Source organism: Nocardioides sp. JS614, from assembly GCF_000015265.1.
In the GTDB taxonomy this organism is placed as follows: Bacteria; Actinomycetota; Actinomycetes; order Propionibacteriales; family Nocardioidaceae; genus Nocardioides.
Genome location: NC_008699.1, coordinates 4,714,310 through 4,736,238, shown reverse-complemented (window position 1 = coordinate 4,736,238; position 21,929 = coordinate 4,714,310). Strand labels below are relative to the sequence as shown.

The window sequence follows — 21,929 nt, the reverse complement described above, 5'->3', positions numbered from 1 at the left end:
CCCGCCCCGATCAGCCGGAGTACGGCGGCGCGGTCGAGCCGCGCACCACGAGCGAGAGCGGCAGCAGCACCGACCGGGCCGGGCGGGACGGGTCCCGGATCGCGTCCAGCAGCATCCGTGCGGCCTCGGCGCCGATCTGCTGGTGGGGCACGGCGACCGTCGTCAGCGGCGGGCGCAGCTTGTCCAGGAACGGCATGTCGTTGAAGCCGACCACGCTGACGTCGCGCGGGCACTCGATCGAGCGCTCGGCGAACACGTCGTAGCAGCCCAGCGCGATCAGGTCGTTGCCGGCGACGACGGCGGTGAACTCCGCGCCGGAGTCGAGCAGCGAGCGCAGCGCCTCGGCGCCGGCGGTCTCGCTCCAGTACGGGCAGGTCACGGTCAGCGCCGGGTCCTCGTCGAGGCCGAGGTCGCGCACCGTGTTGCGGAACGACCGCGCCCGCACCACGCCGGTCGAGGTGTTCGACGGGCCGGCCAGGTGCGCGACCCGGCGGTGCCCCAGCTCCGCCAGGTGGCGTACGGCGAGCTCCACGCCGGCAGCGTCGTCGGGGGTGATCGAGGGGACGTCCAGGCCGTCGGGCCGGCGGTTGACCATCACCATCAGCACGCCCTCGCGGCGCAGCTGGTCGAGCAGCGGGTGGTCCAGCAGCGCCGTGGCCACGATGAAGCCCTCGACCTGGCGCGAGCGCAGCGACTCGAACTGGGCCCGCTCGCGGCTCGGGTCGTTGTCGGTGTTGACGATCAGGCCGCTGTACCCGGCCGGCTCGAGCACGTCCTCGATGCCGCGCACGATCGGGGGGAACAGCGGGTTGGTGAGGTCGGGGATGACCAGGCCGACGGTGCCGGACTTCGCGGTCTTCAGCCCCCGCGCGATCGGGTTCGGCCGGTAGCCCAAGGACTCGGCGACCTTGATCACCCGACGCGCGGTGTCGGCGTTGACCAGCCCGCGGGTGGCGGGGTTCAGCGCGCGGGAGGCGGTCGCGGGATGCACACCCGCGGCGTCGGCGACGTCGCGGAGCGTGGGAGTCACACCCCGCATCCTAGGTTCCCCGCTCCGCGGCCGGGCGCACCCAGCGCCGCCGCGCCAGACCGGCCGCGAGGCCGAGCGGCACCGCGAGCGCGGCGTACACGGCGTAGATCGCCGTGTAGCGGCCGGCGTCCGCGAGGCCGGCGACCAGCACCGCGGCCAGCGCGCTCCCGACGAACAGCGACCCGGCGAAGAACGAGACCACGGTCGCCCGCGCGCCCGGCAGCACCTCGGTCGCCCACGTCTGCAGCGAGGAGTGCATCGAGGTCCAGGCCAGGCCGACGAGCAGGGCGACCACCACTGCGACGGCCGGCTCCTGGGAGACCGCGAGCAGCCCGCAGCCGGCGGCGGCGGCGGTTGCGCCCATCGCGATCAGCCGCGACGGGTGCCAGGTCGCGGCGAGCCGCCCGACCAGCTGCGAGCTGGCGAACACCGAGACCCCGTAGATCGCGGTCACCGCACCGGCGAGCGCCGCGGTGGCGCCGGCGTTCTCGACCGCGGGCGGCAGCAGCGTGAGGGCGCCCAGCAGCACCGCGCCCTCGGTGAACGCGAACACCAGCATCAGCAGCGCGATCGGCGCGCCGCTGATCGCGCGCAGCCCGTCCATCGCCGAGGCCGGCCTGCCGTGTGCGGTGGGCTCCGGCAGGCCGCGCAGGGCCCAGGTCATCACCAGCGACGCGATGCCGGTGACCACGAACGCCACCCGCCAGCTCACGGCGTCGGCGAGCACGCCGGCGCCGACCGAGGCGAGCGCGGTGCCCATCGCCACCCCGACCATCAGCCGTGCGATGTCGCGCTGCCGGGAGGGGGCGGGCACCGTGTCGCCGAGGTAGATCAGGCTCGAGGGGTACGCCGCGCCGAAGAACCCGCCCGCGAGGCCGCGGGTCACCCCGAGCGAGAGCGGCGACCAGCTCAGCGCCGAGACGAGGGTGAAGACCCCCGCCAGCAGCAGCGTCATCCGCATCGTCCGGACCCGGCCGAGCCGGTCGGAGACCGTGCCCCACACCGGCTGGCTCAGGCCGTAGACCAGGAAGTAGGCGCCGGCCGCCGTGACGACCTCGCCGAGCGGGGCTCCCAGGTCGTGGGCGATCGCGACCAGCATCGGCGGCAGCGCGAACCGGTCCAGCGTGCTGACGAAGGCGCCGAGCTGGAGCAGCCGGATCGGGGCGACGGGTGGCCGGTCCACGCCCGGGGCGCGCCGCCCCCTCACGCGCGCGGCACCCGGGGCTGCACCAGGCCGGAGCCCGGCGCCAGGGCGGCGTCGAGGACCTCCGCGCCGTCGACGACGGTCGGGAGGTACGTCGTGCGCAGCCGCACCAGGGTCGCGAGCGCCCCCGGGTCCACCCCGCCGTCCGGGACCAGCCCGTCGACGGGGTCGCGCAGCCGGTCGACGTAGCGCCGCGCCAGCTCGTCGTCGAGCCCGAGCCGGCGGGCGGCGGCCTCGGCCGCCTCCTCGCCCAGCCCGCCGCCGGTGATCGCCGCCGTCGTGTCGAGCAGCGCGTCCGCGAGCCGGTCCGCGACGTCGAGGTGCCGCTCGCCGGCGACGGCCGCGACCGTGCCGAGGTACGGCGCCAGCGATTCGGCCACGCCGGCCAGGCGGACGCAGCCGCGGGCCTCCGCGACCAGCTCGTTGCCGGCGTTGAGCATCGTGGCCGCGCACTCGCCGGCCAGCAGTGCTTCGAGGCGCCGCGGCGTGGATCCCAGCGTGACCAGCTCGTAGTCCGCGCGGGCCAGCCCGAGCGACTCGCCCAACGCGTAGAGCGCGAGCGCGAACCCCGACGTCGCTACGTCGACGCCGACCCGGGCGCCGCGCAGGTCCGCGGCGGTCGTGCCCGGAGCGCCGTACAACCCGAGGCCCAGGCCGCGGTCGATCGCGGCCACGATCCGCACGTCGGCCAGCTCGCCGAGCGGGTTGCCCGGGTTGAACCGGTAGGCGAGCACGTTGTCCGGGCTGGTCAGCGCGACCGCGAGCTCGTCGTCGAGCAGCGCGCGGAACTGGGCCGGGGACGAGGGGACGGGGACCTCGCTCACGGCGAGGCCGCGGTCCGCCAGCCGCCCGGTCGAACCGGCCAGGTCGAGGAGCACCGACGGGGTGAACGAGCCGACCGCGATCTGCTGCACGTCCGGCACTCTAGCGGTTTGTGCAGTCGATTGCAGCAACGTCCAACGCAGGCCAGCGCTACTTGACATCACACCGCGGAGCCGTAAGGCTGCACTCGATTGCAGTACGGTCTGCAACGGTGCGCGCGGAGGGGGTGTCAGGTGGACGACCTCGTCGACTCCGCGGTGTCCCACTGGGGCCCGCGGTTCACGGTCAACGGCGTGACGGCCGCCGACTTCGACCGGGTGACCGCCGGGATCGGGAGCTGGGACGACTGGTGCGCCGCCTGGGTGGCCGCCGGCGCGGCGCACGAGGCGCTCGGGCGAGATGCCCTCGCCGAGGGCCGGACCCGCTCGGCCGGCGAGCACCTCGCCCAGGCCGCCGTCTACCACCACTTCGCGAAGTTCGTCTTCGTCTGCGACCTCGACCAGATGCGCGCGGCCCACGCCCGCGCGGTCGCCTGCCTCGACGCCGCCCTGCCGCACCTCGACCCGCCGGGCCGTCGCCTCGAGATCCCGTTCGAGGGCAGCCGGCTGGCCGGCGTGCTCCGGCTGCCCACCGGGCCGGGCCCGCACCCGGTCGTGGTGCTGCTCTCCGGCCTGGACTCGGCCAAGGAGGAGCTCCGCTCGACCGAGCAGACCTTCTTGGACCGCGGGCTGGCGACGCTGAGCGTCGACGGCCCCGGCCAGGGCGAGGCGGAGTACGACCTGCCGATCCGCGGCGACTGGGCGCCGGTGGCCGAGGCCCTCTGGGCGGCGCTCGGCACCCTGCCGGAGGTGGACCGCGACCGGCTCGGCCTCTGGGGCGTCAGCCTCGGCGGCTACTACGCACCCCGCGTGGCGGCCGCGCTCGGCGAGCGGGCCCGTGCCTGCGTGGCGCTGGCCGGGCCGTTCAACTTCGGCGGGTGCTGGGACCGGCTGCCGCAGCTGACCCGGGACACGTTCCGGATCCGCTCCGGCGCCGCCAGCGAGGAGGAGGCCCGGAGGATCGCGCTGACCCTCGACCTCGAGGAGACCGCCCGCGACGTGGTCGCCCCGCTGCTGATCGTCTTCGGACGCCAGGACCGGCTGATCCCCTGGGAGCACGCCGAGCGCCTGCGCGACGCCGTCTCGGGACCGGTCGAGCTGCTGATGCTCGAGGACGGCAACCACGGCTGCGCCAACGTCGCGCCCTGGCACCGGCCCCGCACCGCCGACTGGCTGGCCACCCGGCTCGCCGTACCCGCACTACTGACGAAGGCAGGATCATGATGGACACCACCGTTCCCCAGCCCGGCTCGCTGACGGTCGGCTGGATCGGCGCCGGCAGGATGGGTGCCGCGATGGCGAGCCGTCTGGCGCGGGCCGGCGAGGACGTCACCGTCTGGAACCGGACCCGGGCCAAGGCCGAGGCGCTGAGCGAGGTCGGCTGCGGGGTCGCGGACACGATCGCCGACCTGCGCGGCCACGACGTCGTCTTCACGATGGTCTCGACGCCCGCCGACCTCGAGCAGGTGCTCGTCGGCGAGGGCGGCCTGCTCGCGGACCCGGCCCGGGTCCCGGCCGTCGTCGTGGACTGCTCCACGGTCTCCACGGAGTCCTCCGCCGCGATGCGGGCCGCCTGCAGCGAGCGCGGGGTGGCCTTCCTCGCCGCACCGGTCAGCGGCAACGGCAAGGTCGTCCGGGCCGGCGGGCTCAGCCTCGTGGTCTCCGGGCCCGAGGAGACCTACGAGCGGGTCGCCCACCTGCTCGACCACCTCGGCAAGGGCGCGACGTACGTCGGGGAGGGCGAGCTCGCCCGGCTCGCGAAGATCTGCCACAACGTGATGCTGGGCGTGGTCACCCAATGCCTGGCGGAGATCACCGTGCTCGCCGAGAAGGGCGGGATGTCGCGCGCCGCGTTCCTGGAGTTCCTCAACAAGTCGGTGATGGGCTCGGTGTTCACCACCTACAAGACCCCGGCGTTCGTGAACCTCGACTACACCCCGACGTTCACGCCGATCCTGCTGCGCAAGGACTTCGACCTCGGCCTCGCGGCCGCCCGCCAGCTCGACGTCCCGATGCCGGTCGCCGCGGCCACGAACGCCGCCGTCCAGGCCAGCGTGAGCAGCGGCCGGGTCGAGGAGGACTTCGCGATCCTGCTCGACCTCCAGGCGCACAACTCCGGCATCACCCTCAAGGCCGAGAACGTCCAGGTCGACGACGGGCTCGGCGGAGAGCTGGGCTGATGAGCGCCCCGAACCGACCGCTCCCGGCGCCCGGGCACATGGCGGTCGACTACGAGGAGCGGGTCGACTTCGACCGGCTGCGCCACTACCGGCTCGGCCGGGCCCAGGCCGCGCTGGAGGGCAGCGAGTGCGGGGCCTTCCTGCTCTTCGACTTCTACAACATCCGCTACACCACGCACACCTGGATCGGCGGGGCGCTCGGCGACAAGATGATCCGCTACGCGCTGGTCGCGCGCGGCAAAGAGCCGGTGCTCTGGGACTTCGGGTCCGCGGTCAAGCACCACAAGATCTACTCCCAGTGGGTGCCCGAGGAGAACTACCGGGCCGGGTTCCTCGGCTTCCGCGGCGCGGTCGCCCCGAGCGTCGGGCTGATGGAGACCGCGGTCGCGGAGATCAAGTCGCTGCTGGTCGAGGCCGGCGTCGCCGACCTCCCGGTCGGCGTGGACATCGTGGAGCCGCCGTTCCTCTTCGAGATGCAGCGTCAGGGCCTGACCGTCGTCGACGCCCAGCAGCTGATGCTCGACGCACGCTGCATCAAGTCCCACGACGAGATCGTGCTGCTCAACCAGGCCGCCGCGATGGTCGACGGCGTCTACCAGGACATCGTCGAGGCGCTCAAGCCCGGCGTGCGCGAGAACGAGATCGTCGCGCTCGCCAACAAGCGGCTCTACGAGATGGGCTCGGACCAGGTCGAGGCCGTCAACGCGATCTCCGGCGAACGCTGCAACCCGCACCCGCACAACTTCACCGACCGGCTGATCCGCCCCGGCGACCAGGCGTTCTTCGACATCATCCACTCCTTCAACGGCTACCGGACCTGCTACTACCGCACGTTCTCGGTCGGCAGCGCGACCCCGGCCCAGCGCGACGCCTACACCCAGGCGCGGGAGTGGATGGACCGCGGCATCGACGGCATCCGCGCCGGCGTCGGCACCGACGAGGTGGCCGCGCTGCTGCCCGAGGCCGAGGAGTTCGGCTTCGGCTCCGAGATGGAGGCCTTCGGCCTCCAGTTCGCCCACGGGCTCGGCCTCGGCCTGCACGAGCGGCCGATCATCTCCCGGCTCAACTCGATGAAGGAGCCGGTCGAGCTCCAGGTCGGCATGGTCTTCGCGCTGGAGACCTACTGCCCGGCCTCCGACGGCGTCTCCGCGGCCCGGATCGAGGAGGAGATCGTGATCACCGAGGACGGCCCCCGGGTGCTCACCCTCTTCCCGGCGCAGGACCTGGTCGTCGCCAACCCCTACTAGCAGCACCCGAAAGGCAACCCCCATGGCTGACTTCACCCTCGCGCAGATCCCCGACCTGCCGCTCGACCTCTGCGTCGGCGGGAAGGAGGTCCCGGCGTCCGACGGGGGCCGCTTCGACGTGCTCGACCCGGCCACCGGTGCCGTCCTCACCTCGGTCGCCAACGGCACGGTCGAGGACGCCCTCGCCTGCGTCGACGCGGCCGACGCCGCCGCGGCCGCCTGGGCCGCGACCGCGCCGCGGGAGCGCTCGGAGATCCTGCGCAAGGCCTTCGAGCTGATGCGCGAGCGCGCCGACGAGCTCGCGCACCTGATCTCCCTGGAGAACGGCAAGGCGCTGGCCGACGCCCGCGGCGAGGTGGCCTACGCCGCCGAGTTCTTCCGCTGGTACGCCGAGGAGGCGGTCCGCGCGGCCGGCTCCGTGATGACCGCGCCGTCCGGGGCCAACCGGATCGTCGTGCTCCAGCAGCCGGTCGGCATCTGCGTGCTGGTCACGCCGTGGAACTTCCCCGCCGCGATGGCCACCCGCAAGATCGGCCCGGCGCTGGCGGCCGGCTGCACCGTCGTGCTCAAGCCGGCCAGCGACACCCCGCTCACCGCGCTGCTGATGGCCAAGATCCTCGCCGACGCCGGCGTCCCCGCGGGCGTGGTCAACGTGCTGCCCGCGCGCCGCTCGGGCGCCGTGGTGTCCGCGATGCTGCACGACCCGCGGGTCCGCAAGCTCTCCTTCACCGGCTCGACCGAGGTCGGCCGGGTGCTGCTGCGCGAGGCCGCCGACCAGGTCGTCAACTGCTCGATGGAGCTCGGCGGCAACGCGCCGTTCATCGTCCTCGACGACGCCGACCTGGATGCCGCCGTCGACGGCGCGATGATCGCGAAGATGCGCAACGCCGGCGAGGCCTGCACCGCCGCGAACCGCTTCTATGTCCACGCCGACGTGGCCGACGAGTTCAGCCGCCGGCTCGCCGAGCGGATGGCCGCGCTGCGGGTCGGCCCCGGCACGGCCGACGACACCGAGGTCGGCCCGCTGGTCAACGACGAGTCGGCCGCCAAGGTCGACGAGCTGGTCCGGGGCGCGGTCTCGGCCGGCGCGCGGGTCGTGGTCGGCGGTCGCCGGCCGGAGCGCGAGGGCTACTACTACGAGCCGACCGTGCTGCTCGACGTGCCCGTCGACGCGGAGATCCTGGGCGAGGAGATCTTCGGACCGGTCGCCCCGGTGGTGACGTTCACCGACGAGGACGACGCGATCCGGATGGCGAACGAGACCGAGTACGGCCTGGTGTCCTACGTCTACACGCGCGACCTGGCGCGGGGGATGCGGGTCAGCGAGCGGCTCGACTCCGGCATGGTCGGCCTCAACCGCGGGCTGGTCTCCGACCCGGCCGCGCCGTTCGGCGGCACCAAGCAGTCCGGCGTCGGCCGCGAGGGCGGCCACGAAGGCATGCTCGACTACCTGGAGTCGAAGTACGTCGCGGTGTCCTGGTGAGGCTGGCCAGACGATCCGGGCGGCCGGGTCGCTGGTGGCTGTGAACGGAGGACCCGCAGGAATCTGCCGCCCTTCACGGGGACGGTATGCCAAGGCGTGAGAGGTCTTGGCCGGCGGCGGTGAGTGCCCACACCCTGGCCCGCGGCGTCGCCAGTCAGTCCGCTTCCTTGTCGAGGGCGTCGGACACCCGCCGGTGTGCCTCCCAGATCTCCTCGGGCAGGCCGTCGAACTGGTCGAGGTGCTTGGTGCGGTGTCCGATCTCCTGCTTCCAGCGCGGGACGTCGATGGTGAGTACCGCATCCAGGTCGGCGAGGGTCTGCTCATCGAGGCCGTCGAGGTTCAGCTCGTCGCGGCTCGGCAGGATGCCGACCGGGGTTTCGACGCCGGTCACCTCGCCGTTCTTGAGCTGCATCAACCAGACCAGAGGGCGGAGGTTCTCCCGGTAGCCCGGCCACAGGAACCGGCCGTCGTCGCCGCGCTGGAACCAGTTCACGTGGGCGAAGATCGGCTTGTTCCGCGCCCCGGCGATGACGTTCAGCCAGTGTTGGGCGTAGTCGGCCTCCGGGTAGGACATGAACGGGCGCATCGACATCGGGTCGTAGCGCAGCACGCCCTCGAGACCGTCGGCGGCCGCCGTTGCCTCGGCTCCGAGGGTGAGGCCGTCGTAGACGCCCTCGGCGACGTCGGTGATCGCCCGGATCAGCGGCTCGCGGTCTCGGGTCCGGCCGCCGAAGATGATGCCGTGGATCTCGATGCCCTTCGCGTCGTCCCAGTCGGTGGCGACGTTGGGGACGTTGCCGAGCTGGGTGGTGAACCGGGAGTTCGGGTGCGCCCAGGGGTCGTCGGCCTGGTCGTGGTCGCGGTCGGCGATCCGCTCGCCCTTCCAGTCCAGCCAGCCCCCGAAGTCGGGATCGGCAGCGGTCGGCTTCTCGCCGCGACCCTCCCACCAGACCTCGTGAGTCTTCTCGTTGTAGGCGACGTTGGTGAAGATCGCGCCGGTGCCCGGGTGGATCGAGTCGATCGCGGTCGGGTTGGTCTTCTCGTTGGTGTCCTTCGCGACGCCGAAGACCCCGTTCTCCGGGTTGAAGCCGCGGAGCACGCCAGCCTCGTCGACCCAGATCCAGGCGATGTCGTCGCCGTAGAACTCGACGTAGTAGCGGTCTCCCAGGGCGTCCGGCGCCAGCGTCATCGCGAGGTTCGTCTTGCCCGATGCGGACGGGAAGCCGCCGCAGATGTTGTACTTCCGGCCGGTCTGCTTGTCCGTGATGCCGAGGAGCATGAACTGCTCCACGAGGAACCCGTTCTTCCAGCCGTCGTAGGAACCCTGGCGCAGGCCGTGGGCGATCTTGCCGAGGAGCGCATTGCCGCCGTACGACGAGCCGAAGTGCAGGATCGTGCGCTCGTCGGCGACGGTCACGAAGTAGCGGAGGTCCTCCGCGGTCCCCTGGCCGAGGTGCTCCAGGTCCCCGGTGACGTGCACTGCCCGGACGAAGTCGTTGCCCAGGTCGTCGACGCCCTCCAGGCCCACCCGGGCCATGCGGATCATCTGCAGGACCACGTTGCGGTTGTCGGTGAGCTGGACGCCCGCGGCGAATCGGTCGAGCGGCGACCCCGCCGGCGCCATCAGGTAGGGGATCACGTACATGGTCTTGCCGGCCGACGCGCCGGTCATCAGCTCGACCAGCTTCGCCTTCATCTCCGGGGCGGGCTTCCAGTTGTTGTAGGTGCCCTTGTCGTTCTCGTCGGAGGTCGCGACGATCGTCCGCTCCTCGGCGCGCGCGGTGTCCTTGAAGTAGGAGCGCGAGTAGTACCGGCCCTCACCTGCCGGGAGCAGCTCGCCGGCCGCGAGCGACTCGGCGATCAGCCGGGCGTCGTCGGCCGCGGACACGACCTCGATCCTCGCGGCGCCGGTCACCGCCGCCCAGTGTGCGACGTACTCGCGGACGTGTGGGTTCGTCAGACCCGCCGCGTCCAGCACCTTCTCGACCTCGACCTCGACCTCGACCATCGTGCCTGCCTTCCGGTTGGGTTTCGCGCAGATTCGCGGAGGCTATCGGATTGAAGACCTCTTCAACTCATGTACCCTTCACTTTGAGATATCCGGGGACCGACGAGGGGATGACTGCGACGTGAGCTTGCCGCTGTACCAGGCGAAGGCAGAGCTCTTCAAGACGCTCGGCCATCCGGCCCGGATCCGGATCCTGGAGTTGCTCTCCGAGGGCGACCACGCGGTGCACGAGCTGCTCGAGCAGATCGTGATCGAGCCGAGCAACCTGTCCCAGCAGCTCGCGGTGCTCCGTCACACCGGCCTGGTCGTCCAGCGGCGTGAGGGCGGGCAGGTCGTCTACTCGATCAATGTCCCGGAGACCAGCGACCTGCTCCTGGCCGCCCGGCGCATCTTGCGGCTGCTCCCGGTGCAGGTCGAGCTGCGGGCGGAGCTCGAGAGCGGCGAACCCCGATGAGTCTCGCCCGACTGGCCGGGCTGATCCGCCGGACCGGGCGGATCGCCGAGCCGGCGCCGGCGCTCCCCGACGGCCACCCCGGCCGTCCGACCGAGCTGGCCGGCAGCGTGCAGATCCGGCACGTCGACGCCGGGTCGTGCAACGGCTGCGAGATCGAGGTCGGCGGGGCCTTCGGCCCGGTCTACGACGCGGAGCGGTACGGCGCACGCCTGGTCGCCTCGCCACGACATGCCGACGTCGTCCTGGTCACCGGCGTGGTGACGCACAACATGCTCGAGCCGCTGCGCCGTACCGTCGAGGCCACGCCGCGGCCGCGGCTCGTGCTGGCCGTGGGCGACTGCGCCCGCAACTGCGGCGCCTTCAAGGGCGGGTACGGCGTCGCCGGCGCCGTGCACGACGCGGTCGACGTCGACCTCGAGGTCCCGGGCTGCCCGCCCGAGCCGGCCGCCATCGTCGACGCGCTGCGCCGGGTGACCGGACGGTGAGCCTGCGGATGGGTCGACGGTGACCGGTGTCGAGCTGGGCATGACCGCGCAGGTCGTGCTCGCGGCCGCAGCCGTCGCGGCCGCGGTGCTGGCCCCGCCCCGGCTGCGCAACCTGGTGGCGGGGACACTTGCCGCCGCCGTCGGCGCGGCCGGCGTGGTGACCGGCGCCGCCGCGCTCACCGACCACTCCGGCTCGCTTGACCTGTCGACGGCCCTCCCCCTCACGGGCGTAGCCCTCGACCCCACGCCGCTCGGCGGCTTCGTGATGCTGGTCGCGGGAGCGGTCGGCGCTGTGGCCGCCGTCTTCGCGATCGGCTACGCACACGGACCGGCCGCCTCGCGCACCTCCTGGGCGGCGCTCCCCGCGTTCCTGGTCTCGATGCAGCTGGTGCCCGCGGCCGCAGATGCCGTCTCGTTCCTGCTGATGTGGGAGCTGATGGCGCTCGCCTCGGCGGTGCTGGTCCTCACCGAGCACCGGGACCGAGAGGAAGTGCGGTCCGCGGCACTCTGGTACGCCGCGATGACCCACCTGAGCTTCGGGCTGCTGCTGCTGGGCTTCACCGTGCTCGTGGAGGAGGGCGGCGGCACCGGCTTCGACGCCATGAGCGCCGTCGACCCCACGTCCCTCCAGGCGTCGATCGCCTTCGTGCTGCTGATCGCGGGTTTCGCGACCAAGGCGGGCGCGGTCCCGTTCCACGTCTGGTTGCCCCGGGCCCACCCGGCCGCGCCGAGCCACGTCTCCGCGGTGATGAGCGCGGCGATGGTCAAGATGGGGGTGTACGGCGCGCTGCTGGTCGCGCTCCGCCTGCTGCCGGGCGGCCCCACCTGGTGGGGGTTCGTCGTGGTGGCACTCGGCGCGGTGTCCGCGACGTACGGCATCCTCCAGGCCTCGGTCACCAGCGACCTCAAGCGCCTGCTCGCGTACTCGACGACCGAGAACGTCGGGCTGATGTTCCTCGCGCTCGGGACGGCGATGCTCCTGCGCTCCCACGATGTCTCGGCCCCGGCGGACGCGGCGCTCGTCGCCTGCCTGCTGCTGCTCACCAGTCACGCCGCCTTCAAGACCGCACTGTTCCTCGGCGCGGGGGCCGTGCTGCACGCCACCGGTGAGCGGGACCTGGACCGAATGGGGGGTCTCGCGGCCCGGATGCCGGTCACCAACGTGGCGTTCGCTCTCGGCGCTCTGGGCGCGGCGGCGCTCCCGCTGAGCGTGGGCTTCGTGGCCGAGTGGACGCTGCTCCAGTCGCTGATCCACGGCGCCCGTCCGGACGATCGACTGGTCGCGGCGATGATGCCGATCTCGGTCGCCGTCGTCGCCCTCACGGCGGGGCTGGCGCTGCTCACGTTCGTCAAGGCCTACGGGATCGCCTTCCTGGCCCGGCCCCGCTCGTCCGGTGCCGCCGAGGCCCGGGAGGCGACACCCGGCATGCGCACGGCGATGCTCGTGGCCGCGGTCGCCGTCGTCGGCCTCGGCCTGGTTCCTGGCCCGCTCGCCGACCTCGCCGGGCGCGCCGCGGGTGTCGCCGATCCCGGGTCAGAGGTGGCCGTCGACCTGCCCGGGATCGCGGGCGGCGTGCTCGATCCCGTCGCCGTGTCCGTCCTGGCGGTGCTGCTCGCGGCGCCGGTCGGCGTGGTCGCGCTGGCCGCGGCACGGCGCCGCCGGCGGCGCCGGGTGGACCTCGCCTGGGGGTGCGGGGGCGCGCGGGTCAGCCCGCGGATGCAGTACACCGCGACGTCGTACGCCGAACCCCTGGCGCGCGTGTTCGACGACGCCGTCCGGCCGGAGCGCGACGTGGTGGTCACCCACTACAGCGAGTCCCGCTACCTGGTCGAGCGCGTGCAGTTCCGCCAGCGGCTCGACGAGGTCGTCGAGACCCGGCTCTACCAGCCCGTGCTGCGCGTCGGCGACCGTGTCGGGGCCGCGGCGCGCCGGCTGCAGAACGGCAGCATCCATCGCTACCTGGGCTACTCCTTCGCCGCCCTGGTCGCCGTGCTCGTGGTGGTCGCGCTGTGAGCGCCGGCGCGGTCGTGGTGACGGTGGTCCAGGCGGCGGTCCTGGTGGCGCTGTCCCCGCTGCTGGTGGGCGTGATGCGACAGGTGCGGGCCCGCCTCGAGGGGCGCGCCGGCGCGGGGGTCCTGCAGCCGTGGCGTGACCTGCGCAAGCTGCTGGGCAAGGAGCCGTTGACGGCCGACGGCGTGAGCTGGATCTCGGCGGCCGGTCCGCTGGTGCTGGTCGCGTCCAGCCTGCTGCTGTGTGCGCTGACGCCCGTGCTCGGGACGGCGACGCTCGACCGGGTGCCCAACGACCTGTTCGTCGTGGTCGCCGCGCTGCTGATCGGGAGCGTCGCGCTCGCCCTGGTCGGCCTGGACGCCGGGACGGCCTTCGGCGGCATGGGGTCCAGCAGGCACATGATGATCGCGGCGCTGGTGGAGCCGACCGTCCTGGTCTCGGTGTACGCGCTGTCGATCCCGGTCGGCTCGTCGGTGTTGTCCCACATCGTCGAGGCACGTCTCGACCATCCGGCGACCATCTGGTCGCCGGTCAGCCTGCTGGCGTTGCTGGGGCTCGCGATCGCGATCGTGGCCGAGACCGCGCGGCTGCCGATCGACAACCCCTCCACCCACCTCGAGCTGACGATGGTCCACGAGGCGATGGTCCTGGAGAGCTCGGGTCGCGACCTGGCCTGGCTGGAGCTCGGCTCGTGGCTGCGCCTGGGGGCCCTGCTCGGGTTGCTCGCCACCCTCCTGGCGCCCTGGGGGGTCGCGACCGAGGTCACGGCCCTCGGCCTGGTCGTGGCCGTCGGTGCGCTGGTCCTCAAGCTGGCGCTGATCGGCGCGCTGCTGGCGGCCGTCGAGGTGTTCCTGGCCAAGGTGCGGCTGTTCCGGGTGCCCGAGCTGCTTGCCGGCTCCTTCGTGCTCGCCCTCCTCGCGGTGACCGCGTCCTACCTGGTGGCGAGCTGATGGCCGCGGAGACGTTCGCGCAGCTGGTCGGTCTCAGCACCGGGGTCCTGCTGCTGTCCGCCGTCCTCCTGGTGTGGAGGCGCTCCCTGCACGCCCAGGTCGCGCTGCTGGCCACGCAGGGGGTGGCGCTGGCAGTCCTGGTCCTGGTGCTCGGCCTCCACGAGGACGACGCCGAGCTGCTGGCGGTCGCCGCACTGGTGCTCGTCCTCAAGGCCGTCGTGCTCCCACGGATCCTGATCCGTACCGTCGCCCGGCTCGGCGTCGGCGTCCGCGAGGAGACGCCGGTCATCAACACCACGTCGTCCCTCATCGCGCTGTCGCTGCTCACCATGCTGGCCTACCTCGTGAGCCGGCCGCTGCTGACGCTGGGCGACGGGCCGACGACGACAGCGGTGCCGGTCGGCATCGCCCTCGTGCTCTACGGGATGCTGGTGCTCGCGACCCGGCGGCACGCGGTCTCCCAGCTGCTCGGCTTCCTCATGCTCGACAACGGCATCGCCACCGTCGCCTTCCTCATCGCGGGAGGTGTGCCGCTGGTCGTCGAGCTCGGCGTGTCGCTGGACGTGCTGCTGGTGGTGCTGATCCTGCAGGTGCTGACCAGCCACATCCGCACCGAGTTCGGCGACGCCGATCTCGACGACCTCTCGGAGCTGCGCGACTGATGGCCATCCTCGTCCTGCTCCCCCTGGCTGCCTGCGCGGTGCTGGCCGCCGCCACCGCGATCCTGCGGAACCGGTTCCTCAGCCGGTACGCCGTCGTCGCGGCTGCCGTCGTCGTGCTCGGCTCGGGCCTGGCCCTGGTGGGCGTGGCGCTCGACGACCACACACCGACCGCGCTCGACGGCCTGCTGCGCGTCGACGCCCTCTCGGCGTTCATGCTCACCGTCATCGGCTCGGTCGGCCTCACCGCGGCCTGGGGAGCGCTGGACCCACTCCGGCCACGGGACCACGTCTACTCGGTGCTCGCCCTGCTGTTCTTGGGCGCGATGTCGCTCGCGGTGCTCGCCGACAATCTCGGGGTGCTCTGGATCGCCGTCGAGGCGACCACCATCGCGACCGCGTTCATGGTCGGTCACCACCGCACCCGTCGCGCGATCGAGGCCGCGTGGAAGTACGTCGTCCTCGGCTCGGTCGGCGTCGCGATCGCGTTCCTCGGCATCGTGCTGCTCTACGCCGCGACCCGGTCCGCCGGCGAGCCGACCCTGTCCTGGAGCGTGCTCGCGACCACCCACCCCGACCTGGACCCGTCGGTGGTCCGGGTCGCGGCCGCGCTGGCCATCCTCGGCTTCGCCACCAAGGCGGGCCTGGCGCCGATGCACAGCTGGCTCCCGGACGCGCACAGTCAGGCGCCCGCACCCGTGTCCGGGCTGATGTCGGGCGTGCTGCTCGCCGTCGCGTTCTACGCCATCCTCCGGGTGCAGGCCATCGCCACGCCGGTGATCGGCACCGGGTTGATGCGCGGACTTCTCGTGACCGCGGGCCTGCTGTCGCTCACCCTCGCCGCGCTCCTGGTGATCCGGCAGCGTGACCTCAAGCGGATGCTCGCCTACTCCAGCATCGAGCACATGGGGCTGCTCGCGCTGGCCGCCGCCGCCGGCGGCCGGCTGGCGATCGCGGGCGCCCTGCTGCACGTGCTCGGCCACGGGCTGGCCAAGTCGAGCACGTTCGTGGCCTCCGGCCGGATCCTCGCGGCGGAGGGCACCACGACGATGGCCGACATCCACGGGCTGGTCGCCCGCCGCCCCGGCGTCGCAGTCCCGTTCCTGGTCGGCGTGGTGGCGCTGCTCGGGTTGCCGCCCTTCAGCCTGTTCTTCTCCGAGGTGGCGATCGTGGTGGGCGGGGTGCAGCAGGGACTCGGGTGGGCGATGGCCGTCGCGGTACTGATGCTTCTGGTGATGTTCGTGGCGATGTCGCGCCACGTGGTGGCGATGCTCTTCGGCGGCGCTGCCGCCGCCACCGACCCGGACCGGGCGCCGTACGGCCCACGCCTCCCGCTCGTGCTCGCGCTGGCCGCGACCGGCGTCGTGGGCTTCGTCGCCGGGCCCTTCGCCACCCTGCTGGACCGGGCCGCGTCCGTGCTGGGGGGATCGTGAGCACGACGTACGACGTGAGCGCCGCCGACCTGGCACCGACCCTCGGAGCCCGGCTGGCCGACGGCTTCCGGGTGGCGCTGGTCTCCGGTGTGGAGGACGACGACGGCTTCCGGGTCGTGTACGTCCTGGTGCGACCCGGCGACGCGCCGGTCGAGCTGGTGCTGCGGGTGCCGAGGCACGAGCCGACCATCCCGTCGCTCGCCTACCTGGACTACGCCACCGGCCGGTTCGAGCGCGAGCTGCGCGACCTGTACGGCATCACGCCGTCCGGGCACCCGCTGCCCCGGCGCCTGGTGCGGCACGGCCACTGGCCGCGCGGCTGGTACCCGATGCGCCGCGACGCCGGACCGCCGCCGCCGTTCGACGCCGACATCGGCGCCTTCCCGTTCCTCGAGGTCGAGGGCGACGGGGTCTACGAGATCCCTGTCGGGCCGGTGCACGCGGGCATGATCGAGCCCGGTCACTTCCGGTTCTCGGTCATCGGCGAGACCATCCTGCGGCTGAAGGCCCGGCTGTGGTTCGTCCACCGCGGGGTCGAGAAGCTCTTCGAGGGCCGCCGGCCCGAGGACGCCGTCGAGCTCGCCGAGCGGATCAGCGGGGACACGGCCGTCGGCCACACGACCGCCTTCGCGACGGCCGTCGAGGACGCGCTCGGCATCGAGGTCCCCGAGCGGGACCGGCTGGGGCGCGCGCTGCTGCTCGAGCTGGAGCGGATGCACAACCACGCGGCCGACCTCGGCGCGCTCGCCAACGACGTCGGCTACGGGATCGTCAACACCCACGCGCTGCGGATCCGGGAGTCGCTGCTGCGCCTGAACAAGGCGACCACGGGCCACCGCCTGCTGCGAGGTGGGGTCGGCATCGGTGGGACCCGGATCGACGCGCTCCCCGACCCGGCCGCCCTCGAGGCGGTCGCCGCCGAGGTCGCGGAGCTCGCGGAGATCACGCTCGGCAACTCGACCGTGCGCGACCGGTTCACCGGGACCGCCGTCCTCGCCGCGGAGTCCGCGCGCGACCTGGGCACCCTCGGCTATGTGGCCCGGGCCTCCGGCATCGACCGCGATGCGCGCCGCGACCACCCCTTCGTCGACCTGGGCGACCGGTTCCACGTCGTCGTCGAGACCGGGGGCGACGTGCTAGCCCGGTACCGGGTCCGGGTGCGCGAGATCGCCGTCTCCGCGGCGGTTGCCGGCGACCTCGTACGTCGGCTCAGCAGCGGCACCGGCGTCGACAGCCACACCTCGGCCCCGGGTGGCGGGCACGGGCTCGGCCTGGTGGAAGGCTGGCGCGGCACCATCGCGCACAGGGTCGAGATCGACCCCTCCGGGCGGTTGAGCCGGGTCAAGATCGTCGACCCGTCGTTCTTCAACTGGCCCGCGCTCCCGATCGCGCTCGCGGACACGATCGTCCCGGACTTCCCGCTCGCCAACAAGAGCTTCAACCAGTCGTACGCCGGCAACGACCTGTAGGGGTCGTGCTGGGCAGGCGTCCCGATCCGGATGGCCAGCGACACCGAGTACGGCCTGGTCTCTCACCTCTACACCCGCGACCTGGCCCGCGGCCTGCGGATCAGCGAGCAGCTCGACTCCGGCATGGTCGGCCTCAACCGCGGGCTGGTCTCCGACCCGGCCGCGCCGTTCGGCGGCACCAAGCAGTCCGGCGTCGGCCGCGAGGGCGGCCACGAGGGGATGCTGGACTACCTGGAGTCGAAGTACGTCGCCGTCACCTGGTGAGCCTCAGGGGAGTGGTGTCACCGGCTCCTCGGTGTCGATGAGCGAGGGCGGCCCGGTGGCGACGCCGTCCTCGGCGTCGGGGGTGGAGGCCCGGGCGTCTGCCAGCAGGTCGACGGGGACGTGCTCCTCCAGGAACCGCCGGGCCAGCCGGGTGGACGGGTGGATGGCGAACGTGGCCGCCACGACGATGCCCGCGATCACCAGCCAGCCGGCGGCGCCCCAGCTCATCGCCAGGAACGTGTAGACCGCGGGCGCCCACACCCGGCCCAAGGTGCCGCTGAACTCGGCGGCGCCCTGGTAGGCGCCGCGCTGCCGCGGATCCATCAGCTCGGCCTCGAACGCCCAGCTCGCCGCCGACAGGTACAGCTCGGCGCCGGTCACGGTGACGTGGCCCAGCCAGACCAGCGCGATCGTGGTCCAGCCGATGGTGTCGTGGGTCGCCAGCGTGATCAGGCACGAGATCACGAAGAACGTCGACGACAGCCGGATCGCGCGCAGCGCGGTCGTGACGTCCTTGACCCCGCGCGCCGCCGCCATCGGCAAGAAGATGCACATCACCGTGTTCGTGCCGAACAGGAAGGCCAGCAGCACCCGTGGGGCGTCGGTCTCCTGGACCAGCCACAGCGGGATCACGATGTTGAGCAGCACCTGGTTGGTCCAGAAGACGCCGGTGAAGAACGTCGTGAGCAGCCAGCCCAGGTTGCGCAGCGGGCCCGGCCCGGGCACCTTCGTCCGGCGGTCCTCGGGCGTGCGGTCGTCGTGCGGGGCACGGGGCAGCCGGGTGATCGCGGTGGCGTTGACCAGGAACACCGCCGCGGTGAACCACGGCAGCGCGTGCAGGACGTCGTTGGAGTGGAACGCCAGCGCGATGCCGCCGAGCAGCGAGCCGAGGGTGAAGCCGACGTTGAGCGCGGAGTACATGTAGGCCCGTGAGCGGACCCGTTCGTCGGCCGCGAGCACGTCGATCGTGTACGCGCCGTGGGCGGCGCCGCCGAGCGAGCCGATCACCTCCATGCCGACCGCCATCAAGACGTAGCCCCGGAAGTCGGTGATGAACGGCCACAGCGAGAACATCGCGGCCTGCCCGGTGGCGCTGACCGCCCACATCCGCTTCGGTCCGAACCGGTCGACGAGCTTGCCCATCGGCAGCGCGGGCAGGAACGCGGCCACGCCGGCGATGGTCAGGCCGAGGCCGACCTGGGCGGCGGACAGCCCGACGATCTGGGTGAAGAAGACCGCCGACCCGGTCATGAAGGTGCCCTCGCCGAGGGCGAAGAGCAGCGACTGGACGGCGAGCCGGCCGGCCAGGGGCGTGGGTGGCTTGGCGTGGCGCAGGAGGGCGGTGAACATCACCGCAGATCCTCTCCCGCAGCACCGACACCTGTCGTGCGAGTTTCCGCGGGCGATGAGTCCGCTCTCGCTGAGCGGTCTCACCTCACATGAGCAAGGTCATCGCAGCGATCACCACCTCGGTGGACGGCTACTACGTCGGGCCCGACGACCGGCCGGGTCAGGGACTCGGCGTCGGGGGGGAGCGGCTGCACTACTGGGTCATGGGCGGGCCCTGGACGTACGCCGACGACGGCCACGACACCGACGGCATGCGGGGCGCCGACCGGGAGTTCTTCGAGGCGCTCACCGCCGACCTGGGCTGCGGCATCGTCGGCCGGGGCATGTACGAGGCCGCGGGCGCCTGGGGCGGCGCCAACCCGTTCCCCGGCCCGCTGGTCGTGCTCACCCACCGCACCGAGGACCAGCCCGACCCGGCGGCCGGCTTCGTGTTCGTCGACGGGTTCGACGCCGCGCTGGCGAGGGCGCGCGAGCTCGCCGGCGACGGCGCCGTCTCACTCGGCGGGGGCGGCGACCTGATCCGTCAGGGGCTGGGTGCCGGCGTGGTCGACGAGCTCGCGATCTCCACGGCGCCGGTCGTCCTCGGGGGCGGCAAGCGGCTGTTCGAGGGCAACACGTCCGACCTCGACCTCGAGGTGCTCGGCACCTGGAGCTCGCCGTACGCGACGCACGTGCGGTACGCCGTCAGGCATGGCTGAGGGCTCTCAGGTGCGCAGGACCTTCTCCATGGGCCGGCCCTTGGCGAGCTCGTCGACCAGCTTGTCGAGGTAGCGGATCTGCCGCATCAGCGGGTCCTCGACCTCCTCGACGCGGATGCCGCACACGGTGCCGGTGATCGAGGAGGCGGCCGGGTTGAGCCGGGCCTCGGCGAAGAAGTCCTCGAACGTGGTGCCGGCCGCCAGGTGCTCGGCCAGGGCCGCCTCGTCGAACCCGGTCAGCCACTCGATCACCTGGTCCAGCTCGACCCGGCTGCGCCCCTTCCTCTCCACCTTGGTCACGTAGTGCGGGTAGACCGAGGCGACGCTGGTGCTGAAGATCCGGCTCACGGCGTCCAGGCTAGTAGCGACACGCTACTAGTCGTGCCCTACGGCAGCAGCGCGAGCTTGCCGCCGGGGTGGCCGCCGCGCAGCAGCGCCACGGCCTCCAGGGCGTCCGCGAGCGGGAAGGTGCGGGCGACCGGGACCTCCAGCCGGCCGTCGGCGGCGAGGGCGAGCAGGTGCGGGCGGACCTGGTCGCGGTAGGCCTTGCTGTTCGGGTGGGCGCCACCGATGGCGATGATGCCCTCGGCCTGCGCCCGCTGCGGCGCGGCGATCGTGGCGATCCGGTTCCGGTCGCCGACCAGGGCGAGGGACACGTCGACGGCCTCGTCCGTGCCGATGCAGTCCAGCGCGGCCGCGATCCCCTCCGGCGCCGCCGCACGGACCCGCTGCTCGAGCCCGTCGCCGTGGGCGACCGGGACGCCGGCGTACCTCTCGACCCGGTCGAAGCTCCCCGGGCTCGCGGTGCCGACGACCCGCGCGCCGAGCAGCGCCGCCTGCTGCAGGACGCTGACGCCCACCGCGCCGGAGGCGCCGTGCACCAGGATCGTCTCCCCGGCGCTCACGCCCACGACCTGCAGCAGGTCCGCGGCGGTCGCGCCGGCCAGCAGCAGGTTGGCCGCCTCCGCCCAGTCCAGCGACGCCGGCTTGGCGAACACGTCCGCGGCGTTCGTGGTGAGCGCGGTGGCCCAGCCGCCGCTCACCCGGAAGGCGACCACCTCGTCACCGACCGCGCCACCACCCGACGCGATCTCGGTGTCCGGCCCGATCGCCGTGAGCACGCCCGCGACCTCGTAGCCGACCGGTCGCGGGAACTCCGCGGCCCGGCCCGCGTGCTTGTGGTCCGCGGGGTTCACCCCGGCGGCCCGCACCTGGATCGTCACCTCGCCCGGTCCGGGTGGCGGTACGTCGTACTCCACCAGGCTGAGCTCTCCGGGCGCGGTGGCGATCCAGTGCAGGTCCATGCGGTCGAGGCTACGGTTCGCCACCTGACTGCAGGACGTCATGCGGACAGAGCAAGCGGTGACACCGTCCGCATGACGTCCCGGGCATCCGGGGGCGTTCCTACTTCGCGGTCGCCCAGTAGTCCTCGCGCGCCTTCGACTCGGCGAGCGCCTCGGCGGTCTCGAAGCCGGGGGCCATCGAGCCGTCGGTGCCCGCCATGTACTGGTGGTGGTCGATGTCCAGCAGGCGGATCCAGCTCTGCTGGCCGAAGGTCAGCGCGATGCAGCAACCGAGCTCGACCAGCTCGGGCTCGCTGAAGTGGGCGTGCAGCCGGTCCCAGAGCCCGTCGCGGTCCTGCTCGTTCCAGGCGATCGCCTGGGCGTAGGCGAGCGCGGCCTTCTGCCGCTCGTCGAACTTGTCCGAGGACTCGAAGTTGAGCAGGTCGTCGTACTGCCCCTCGACCAGGCCCTCCTGGCCGCCCTTGATCGAGCGCTGGTTGCCGCAGAACTCGCAGGTCACGGTGCGCGAGATGTAGACCCGGCACAGCTCCTTGATCGCGTGGTCGCACACGCCGTTGCGGAACATCTCCTCCCACGGCTTGGCGAACGCCCAGAACGCCGCGGGCACGTGCGCGCGCACCGCGTTGCTCTCCGGGCGCGGGGTGCCCTCGCGGGCGGCGCGGTGCATCTCGGCCTGCATCTGCTCGTCCATGTCCTCGAACGGGACGTAGGAGATCCGGGGCTTCTTCGTCATGGTCGTTCCCTCTCTGGTTTCACTTCGTGCTGGTTTCACTTCGGGCT

Annotated in this window: 21 protein-coding genes; 13 read left to right on the top strand and 8 right to left on the bottom strand. The window is 72.7% G+C overall.

All coding sequences use genetic code 11. The annotated features are described in order from the left end of the window. Positions 1–10 precede the first annotated feature (10 nt). Genes NOCA_RS24140 through NOCA_RS26180 form a run of 3 tightly spaced genes read right to left on the bottom strand, consistent with a single transcriptional unit; the run spans position 11 to position 3,148 of the window. The gene (locus NOCA_RS24140; RefSeq protein WP_011757905.1) at positions 11–1,039 is read right to left on the bottom strand and encodes a LacI family DNA-binding transcriptional regulator; all 1,029 of its coding nucleotides are present in this window, start codon (positions 1,037–1,039) and stop codon (positions 11–13) included. Between the two features lies 1 nt (position 1,040). Continuing rightward, positions 1,041–2,237 (bottom strand): MFS transporter, encoded by a 1,197-nt coding sequence (locus NOCA_RS24135; RefSeq protein WP_011757904.1) that lies wholly within the window; start codon positions 2,235–2,237, stop codon positions 1,041–1,043. Then, on the bottom strand, positions 2,234–3,148 hold the full coding sequence (locus tag NOCA_RS26180) for an ABC transporter substrate-binding protein (protein WP_140404135.1): 915 nt from the start codon (positions 3,146–3,148) through the stop codon (positions 2,234–2,236). Before NOCA_RS26180 ends, NOCA_RS24135 begins: the two co-directional genes overlap by 4 nt. Positions 3,149–3,289: 141 nt before the next feature. Between NOCA_RS26180 and NOCA_RS24125 the strand changes: the two genes are divergently transcribed. The 4 genes from NOCA_RS24125 to NOCA_RS24110 are packed head-to-tail and all read left to right on the top strand — an operon-like array spanning position 3,290 to position 8,064. Continuing rightward, on the top strand, positions 3,290–4,378 hold the full coding sequence (locus NOCA_RS24125; protein ID WP_140404136.1) for an alpha/beta hydrolase family protein: 1,089 nt from the start codon (positions 3,290–3,292) through the stop codon (positions 4,376–4,378). After that, positions 4,378–5,334, top strand: coding sequence for an NAD(P)-dependent oxidoreductase (locus NOCA_RS24120; protein WP_011757901.1), 957 nt, complete (start codon positions 4,378–4,380; stop codon positions 5,332–5,334). Before NOCA_RS24125 ends, NOCA_RS24120 begins: the two co-directional genes overlap by 1 nt. After that, the gene (locus NOCA_RS24115; RefSeq protein ID WP_011757900.1) at positions 5,334–6,581 is read left to right on the top strand and encodes a M24 family metallopeptidase; all 1,248 of its coding nucleotides are present in this window, start codon (positions 5,334–5,336) and stop codon (positions 6,579–6,581) included. The genes NOCA_RS24120 and NOCA_RS24115 overlap by 1 nt, the downstream gene beginning before the upstream one ends. Before the next feature lie 22 nt (positions 6,582–6,603). Continuing rightward, on the top strand, positions 6,604–8,064 hold the full coding sequence (locus NOCA_RS24110) for an NAD-dependent succinate-semialdehyde dehydrogenase (RefSeq protein WP_011757899.1): 1,461 nt from the start codon (positions 6,604–6,606) through the stop codon (positions 8,062–8,064). A 154-nt stretch (positions 8,065–8,218) separates the two neighbouring features. On the opposite strand, the gene NOCA_RS24105 is transcribed toward NOCA_RS24110, so the two are convergent. Beyond that, positions 8,219–10,072, bottom strand: coding sequence for a phosphoenolpyruvate carboxykinase (GTP) (locus NOCA_RS24105; RefSeq protein ID WP_011757898.1), 1,854 nt, complete (start codon positions 10,070–10,072; stop codon positions 8,219–8,221). Between the two features lie 121 nt (positions 10,073–10,193). Between NOCA_RS24105 and NOCA_RS24100 the strand changes: the two genes are divergently transcribed. From NOCA_RS24100 to NOCA_RS24065, 8 genes are read left to right on the top strand one after another with little or no spacing between them, the layout of a single operon-like run. Further along, complete coding sequence (locus tag NOCA_RS24100) at positions 10,194–10,526, top strand: ArsR/SmtB family transcription factor (RefSeq protein WP_011757897.1); 333 nt, start codon at positions 10,194–10,196, stop codon at positions 10,524–10,526. Beyond that, positions 10,523–11,011: an NADH-quinone oxidoreductase subunit B family protein gene (locus NOCA_RS24095; RefSeq protein WP_011757896.1), complete on the top strand. Its 489-nt coding sequence runs from the start codon at positions 10,523–10,525 to the stop codon at positions 11,009–11,011. Before NOCA_RS24100 ends, NOCA_RS24095 begins: the two co-directional genes overlap by 4 nt. A 19-nt stretch (positions 11,012–11,030) precedes the next feature. Next, positions 11,031–13,025: a proton-conducting transporter transmembrane domain-containing protein gene (locus NOCA_RS24090; protein WP_011757895.1), complete on the top strand. Its 1,995-nt coding sequence runs from the start codon at positions 11,031–11,033 to the stop codon at positions 13,023–13,025. Continuing rightward, on the top strand, positions 13,022–13,972 hold the full coding sequence (locus NOCA_RS24085; RefSeq protein ID WP_011757894.1) for a respiratory chain complex I subunit 1 family protein: 951 nt from the start codon (positions 13,022–13,024) through the stop codon (positions 13,970–13,972). Before NOCA_RS24090 ends, NOCA_RS24085 begins: the two co-directional genes overlap by 4 nt. Next, a complete protein-coding gene (locus NOCA_RS24080; protein WP_011757893.1) occupies positions 13,972–14,634 on the top strand; it encodes a hypothetical protein in 663 nt (220 codons plus the stop codon). Before NOCA_RS24085 ends, NOCA_RS24080 begins: the two co-directional genes overlap by 1 nt. Beyond that, a complete protein-coding gene (locus NOCA_RS24075; protein WP_041546907.1) occupies positions 14,634–16,064 on the top strand; it encodes a proton-conducting transporter transmembrane domain-containing protein in 1,431 nt (476 codons plus the stop codon). The genes NOCA_RS24080 and NOCA_RS24075 overlap by 1 nt, the downstream gene beginning before the upstream one ends. Further along, positions 16,061–17,533: a hydrogenase large subunit gene (locus NOCA_RS24070; protein ID WP_083768239.1), complete on the top strand. Its 1,473-nt coding sequence runs from the start codon at positions 16,061–16,063 to the stop codon at positions 17,531–17,533. The genes NOCA_RS24075 and NOCA_RS24070 overlap by 4 nt, the downstream gene beginning before the upstream one ends. A 30-nt stretch (positions 17,534–17,563) precedes the next feature. Next, positions 17,564–17,797, top strand: coding sequence for an aldehyde dehydrogenase family protein (locus NOCA_RS24065; protein WP_011757890.1), 234 nt, complete (start codon positions 17,564–17,566; stop codon positions 17,795–17,797). A 3-nt stretch (positions 17,798–17,800) separates the two neighbouring features. Here NOCA_RS24065 and NOCA_RS24060 read toward each other — a convergent pair whose 3' ends face one another. Beyond that, on the bottom strand, positions 17,801–19,147 hold the full coding sequence (locus NOCA_RS24060; protein ID WP_041548274.1) for an MFS transporter: 1,347 nt from the start codon (positions 19,145–19,147) through the stop codon (positions 17,801–17,803). A gap of 89 nt (positions 19,148–19,236) precedes the next feature. Between NOCA_RS24060 and NOCA_RS24055 the strand changes: the two genes are divergently transcribed. Continuing rightward, complete coding sequence (locus NOCA_RS24055; protein ID WP_011757888.1) at positions 19,237–19,845, top strand: dihydrofolate reductase family protein; 609 nt, start codon at positions 19,237–19,239, stop codon at positions 19,843–19,845. 6 nt (positions 19,846–19,851) lie between these two features. Here the strand turns inward: NOCA_RS24055 and NOCA_RS24050 are convergent, their stop codons facing one another. The 3 genes from NOCA_RS24050 to NOCA_RS24040 all read right to left on the bottom strand — a co-directional run bounded on the left by NOCA_RS24050 (position 19,852) and on the right by NOCA_RS24040 (position 21,882). Further along, positions 19,852–20,193, bottom strand: coding sequence for a DUF2200 domain-containing protein (locus NOCA_RS24050; protein ID WP_011757887.1), 342 nt, complete (start codon positions 20,191–20,193; stop codon positions 19,852–19,854). Between the two features lie 38 nt (positions 20,194–20,231). Then, positions 20,232–21,149 carry an NADP-dependent oxidoreductase gene (locus NOCA_RS24045; RefSeq protein WP_041546904.1) on the bottom strand — a complete coding sequence of 306 codons (918 nt, stop codon included), beginning with the start codon at positions 21,147–21,149 and terminating at the stop codon, positions 20,232–20,234. A gap of 100 nt (positions 21,150–21,249) precedes the next feature. After that, on the bottom strand, positions 21,250–21,882 hold the full coding sequence (locus tag NOCA_RS24040) for a hypothetical protein (RefSeq protein WP_011757885.1): 633 nt from the start codon (positions 21,880–21,882) through the stop codon (positions 21,250–21,252). Positions 21,883–21,929 lie beyond the last annotated feature (47 nt).

What these genes read in the sequence shown, in the direction of transcription:
- NOCA_RS24045 (WP_041546904.1), bottom strand. Translation starts at nt 21,149, where the DNA reads ATGGACCTGCACTGGATCGCCACCGCGCCCGGAGAGCTCAGCCTGGTG.
- NOCA_RS24040 (WP_011757885.1), bottom strand. Translation starts at nt 21,882, where the DNA reads ATGACGAAGAAGCCCCGGATCTCCTACGTCCCGTTCGAGGACATGGAC.
- NOCA_RS24120 (WP_011757901.1), top strand. Translation starts at nt 4,378, where the DNA reads ATGGACACCACCGTTCCCCAGCCCGGCTCGCTGACGGTCGGCTGGATC.
- NOCA_RS24140 (WP_011757905.1), bottom strand. Translation starts at nt 1,039, where the DNA reads ATGCGGGGTGTGACTCCCACGCTCCGCGACGTCGCCGACGCCGCGGGT.
- NOCA_RS24075 (WP_041546907.1), top strand. Translation starts at nt 14,634, where the DNA reads ATGGCCATCCTCGTCCTGCTCCCCCTGGCTGCCTGCGCGGTGCTGGCC.
- NOCA_RS24095 (WP_011757896.1), top strand. Translation starts at nt 10,523, where the DNA reads ATGAGTCTCGCCCGACTGGCCGGGCTGATCCGCCGGACCGGGCGGATC.
- NOCA_RS24080 (WP_011757893.1), top strand. Translation starts at nt 13,972, where the DNA reads ATGGCCGCGGAGACGTTCGCGCAGCTGGTCGGTCTCAGCACCGGGGTC.
- NOCA_RS24115 (WP_011757900.1), top strand. Translation starts at nt 5,334, where the DNA reads ATGAGCGCCCCGAACCGACCGCTCCCGGCGCCCGGGCACATGGCGGTC.
- NOCA_RS24105 (WP_011757898.1), bottom strand. Translation starts at nt 10,072, where the DNA reads ATGGTCGAGGTCGAGGTCGAGGTCGAGAAGGTGCTGGACGCGGCGGGT.
- NOCA_RS24065 (WP_011757890.1), top strand. Translation starts at nt 17,564, where the DNA reads ATGGCCAGCGACACCGAGTACGGCCTGGTCTCTCACCTCTACACCCGC.
- NOCA_RS24060 (WP_041548274.1), bottom strand. Translation starts at nt 19,147, where the DNA reads ATGTTCACCGCCCTCCTGCGCCACGCCAAGCCACCCACGCCCCTGGCC.
- NOCA_RS24110 (WP_011757899.1), top strand. Translation starts at nt 6,604, where the DNA reads ATGGCTGACTTCACCCTCGCGCAGATCCCCGACCTGCCGCTCGACCTC.
- NOCA_RS24055 (WP_011757888.1), top strand. Translation starts at nt 19,237, where the DNA reads ATGAGCAAGGTCATCGCAGCGATCACCACCTCGGTGGACGGCTACTAC.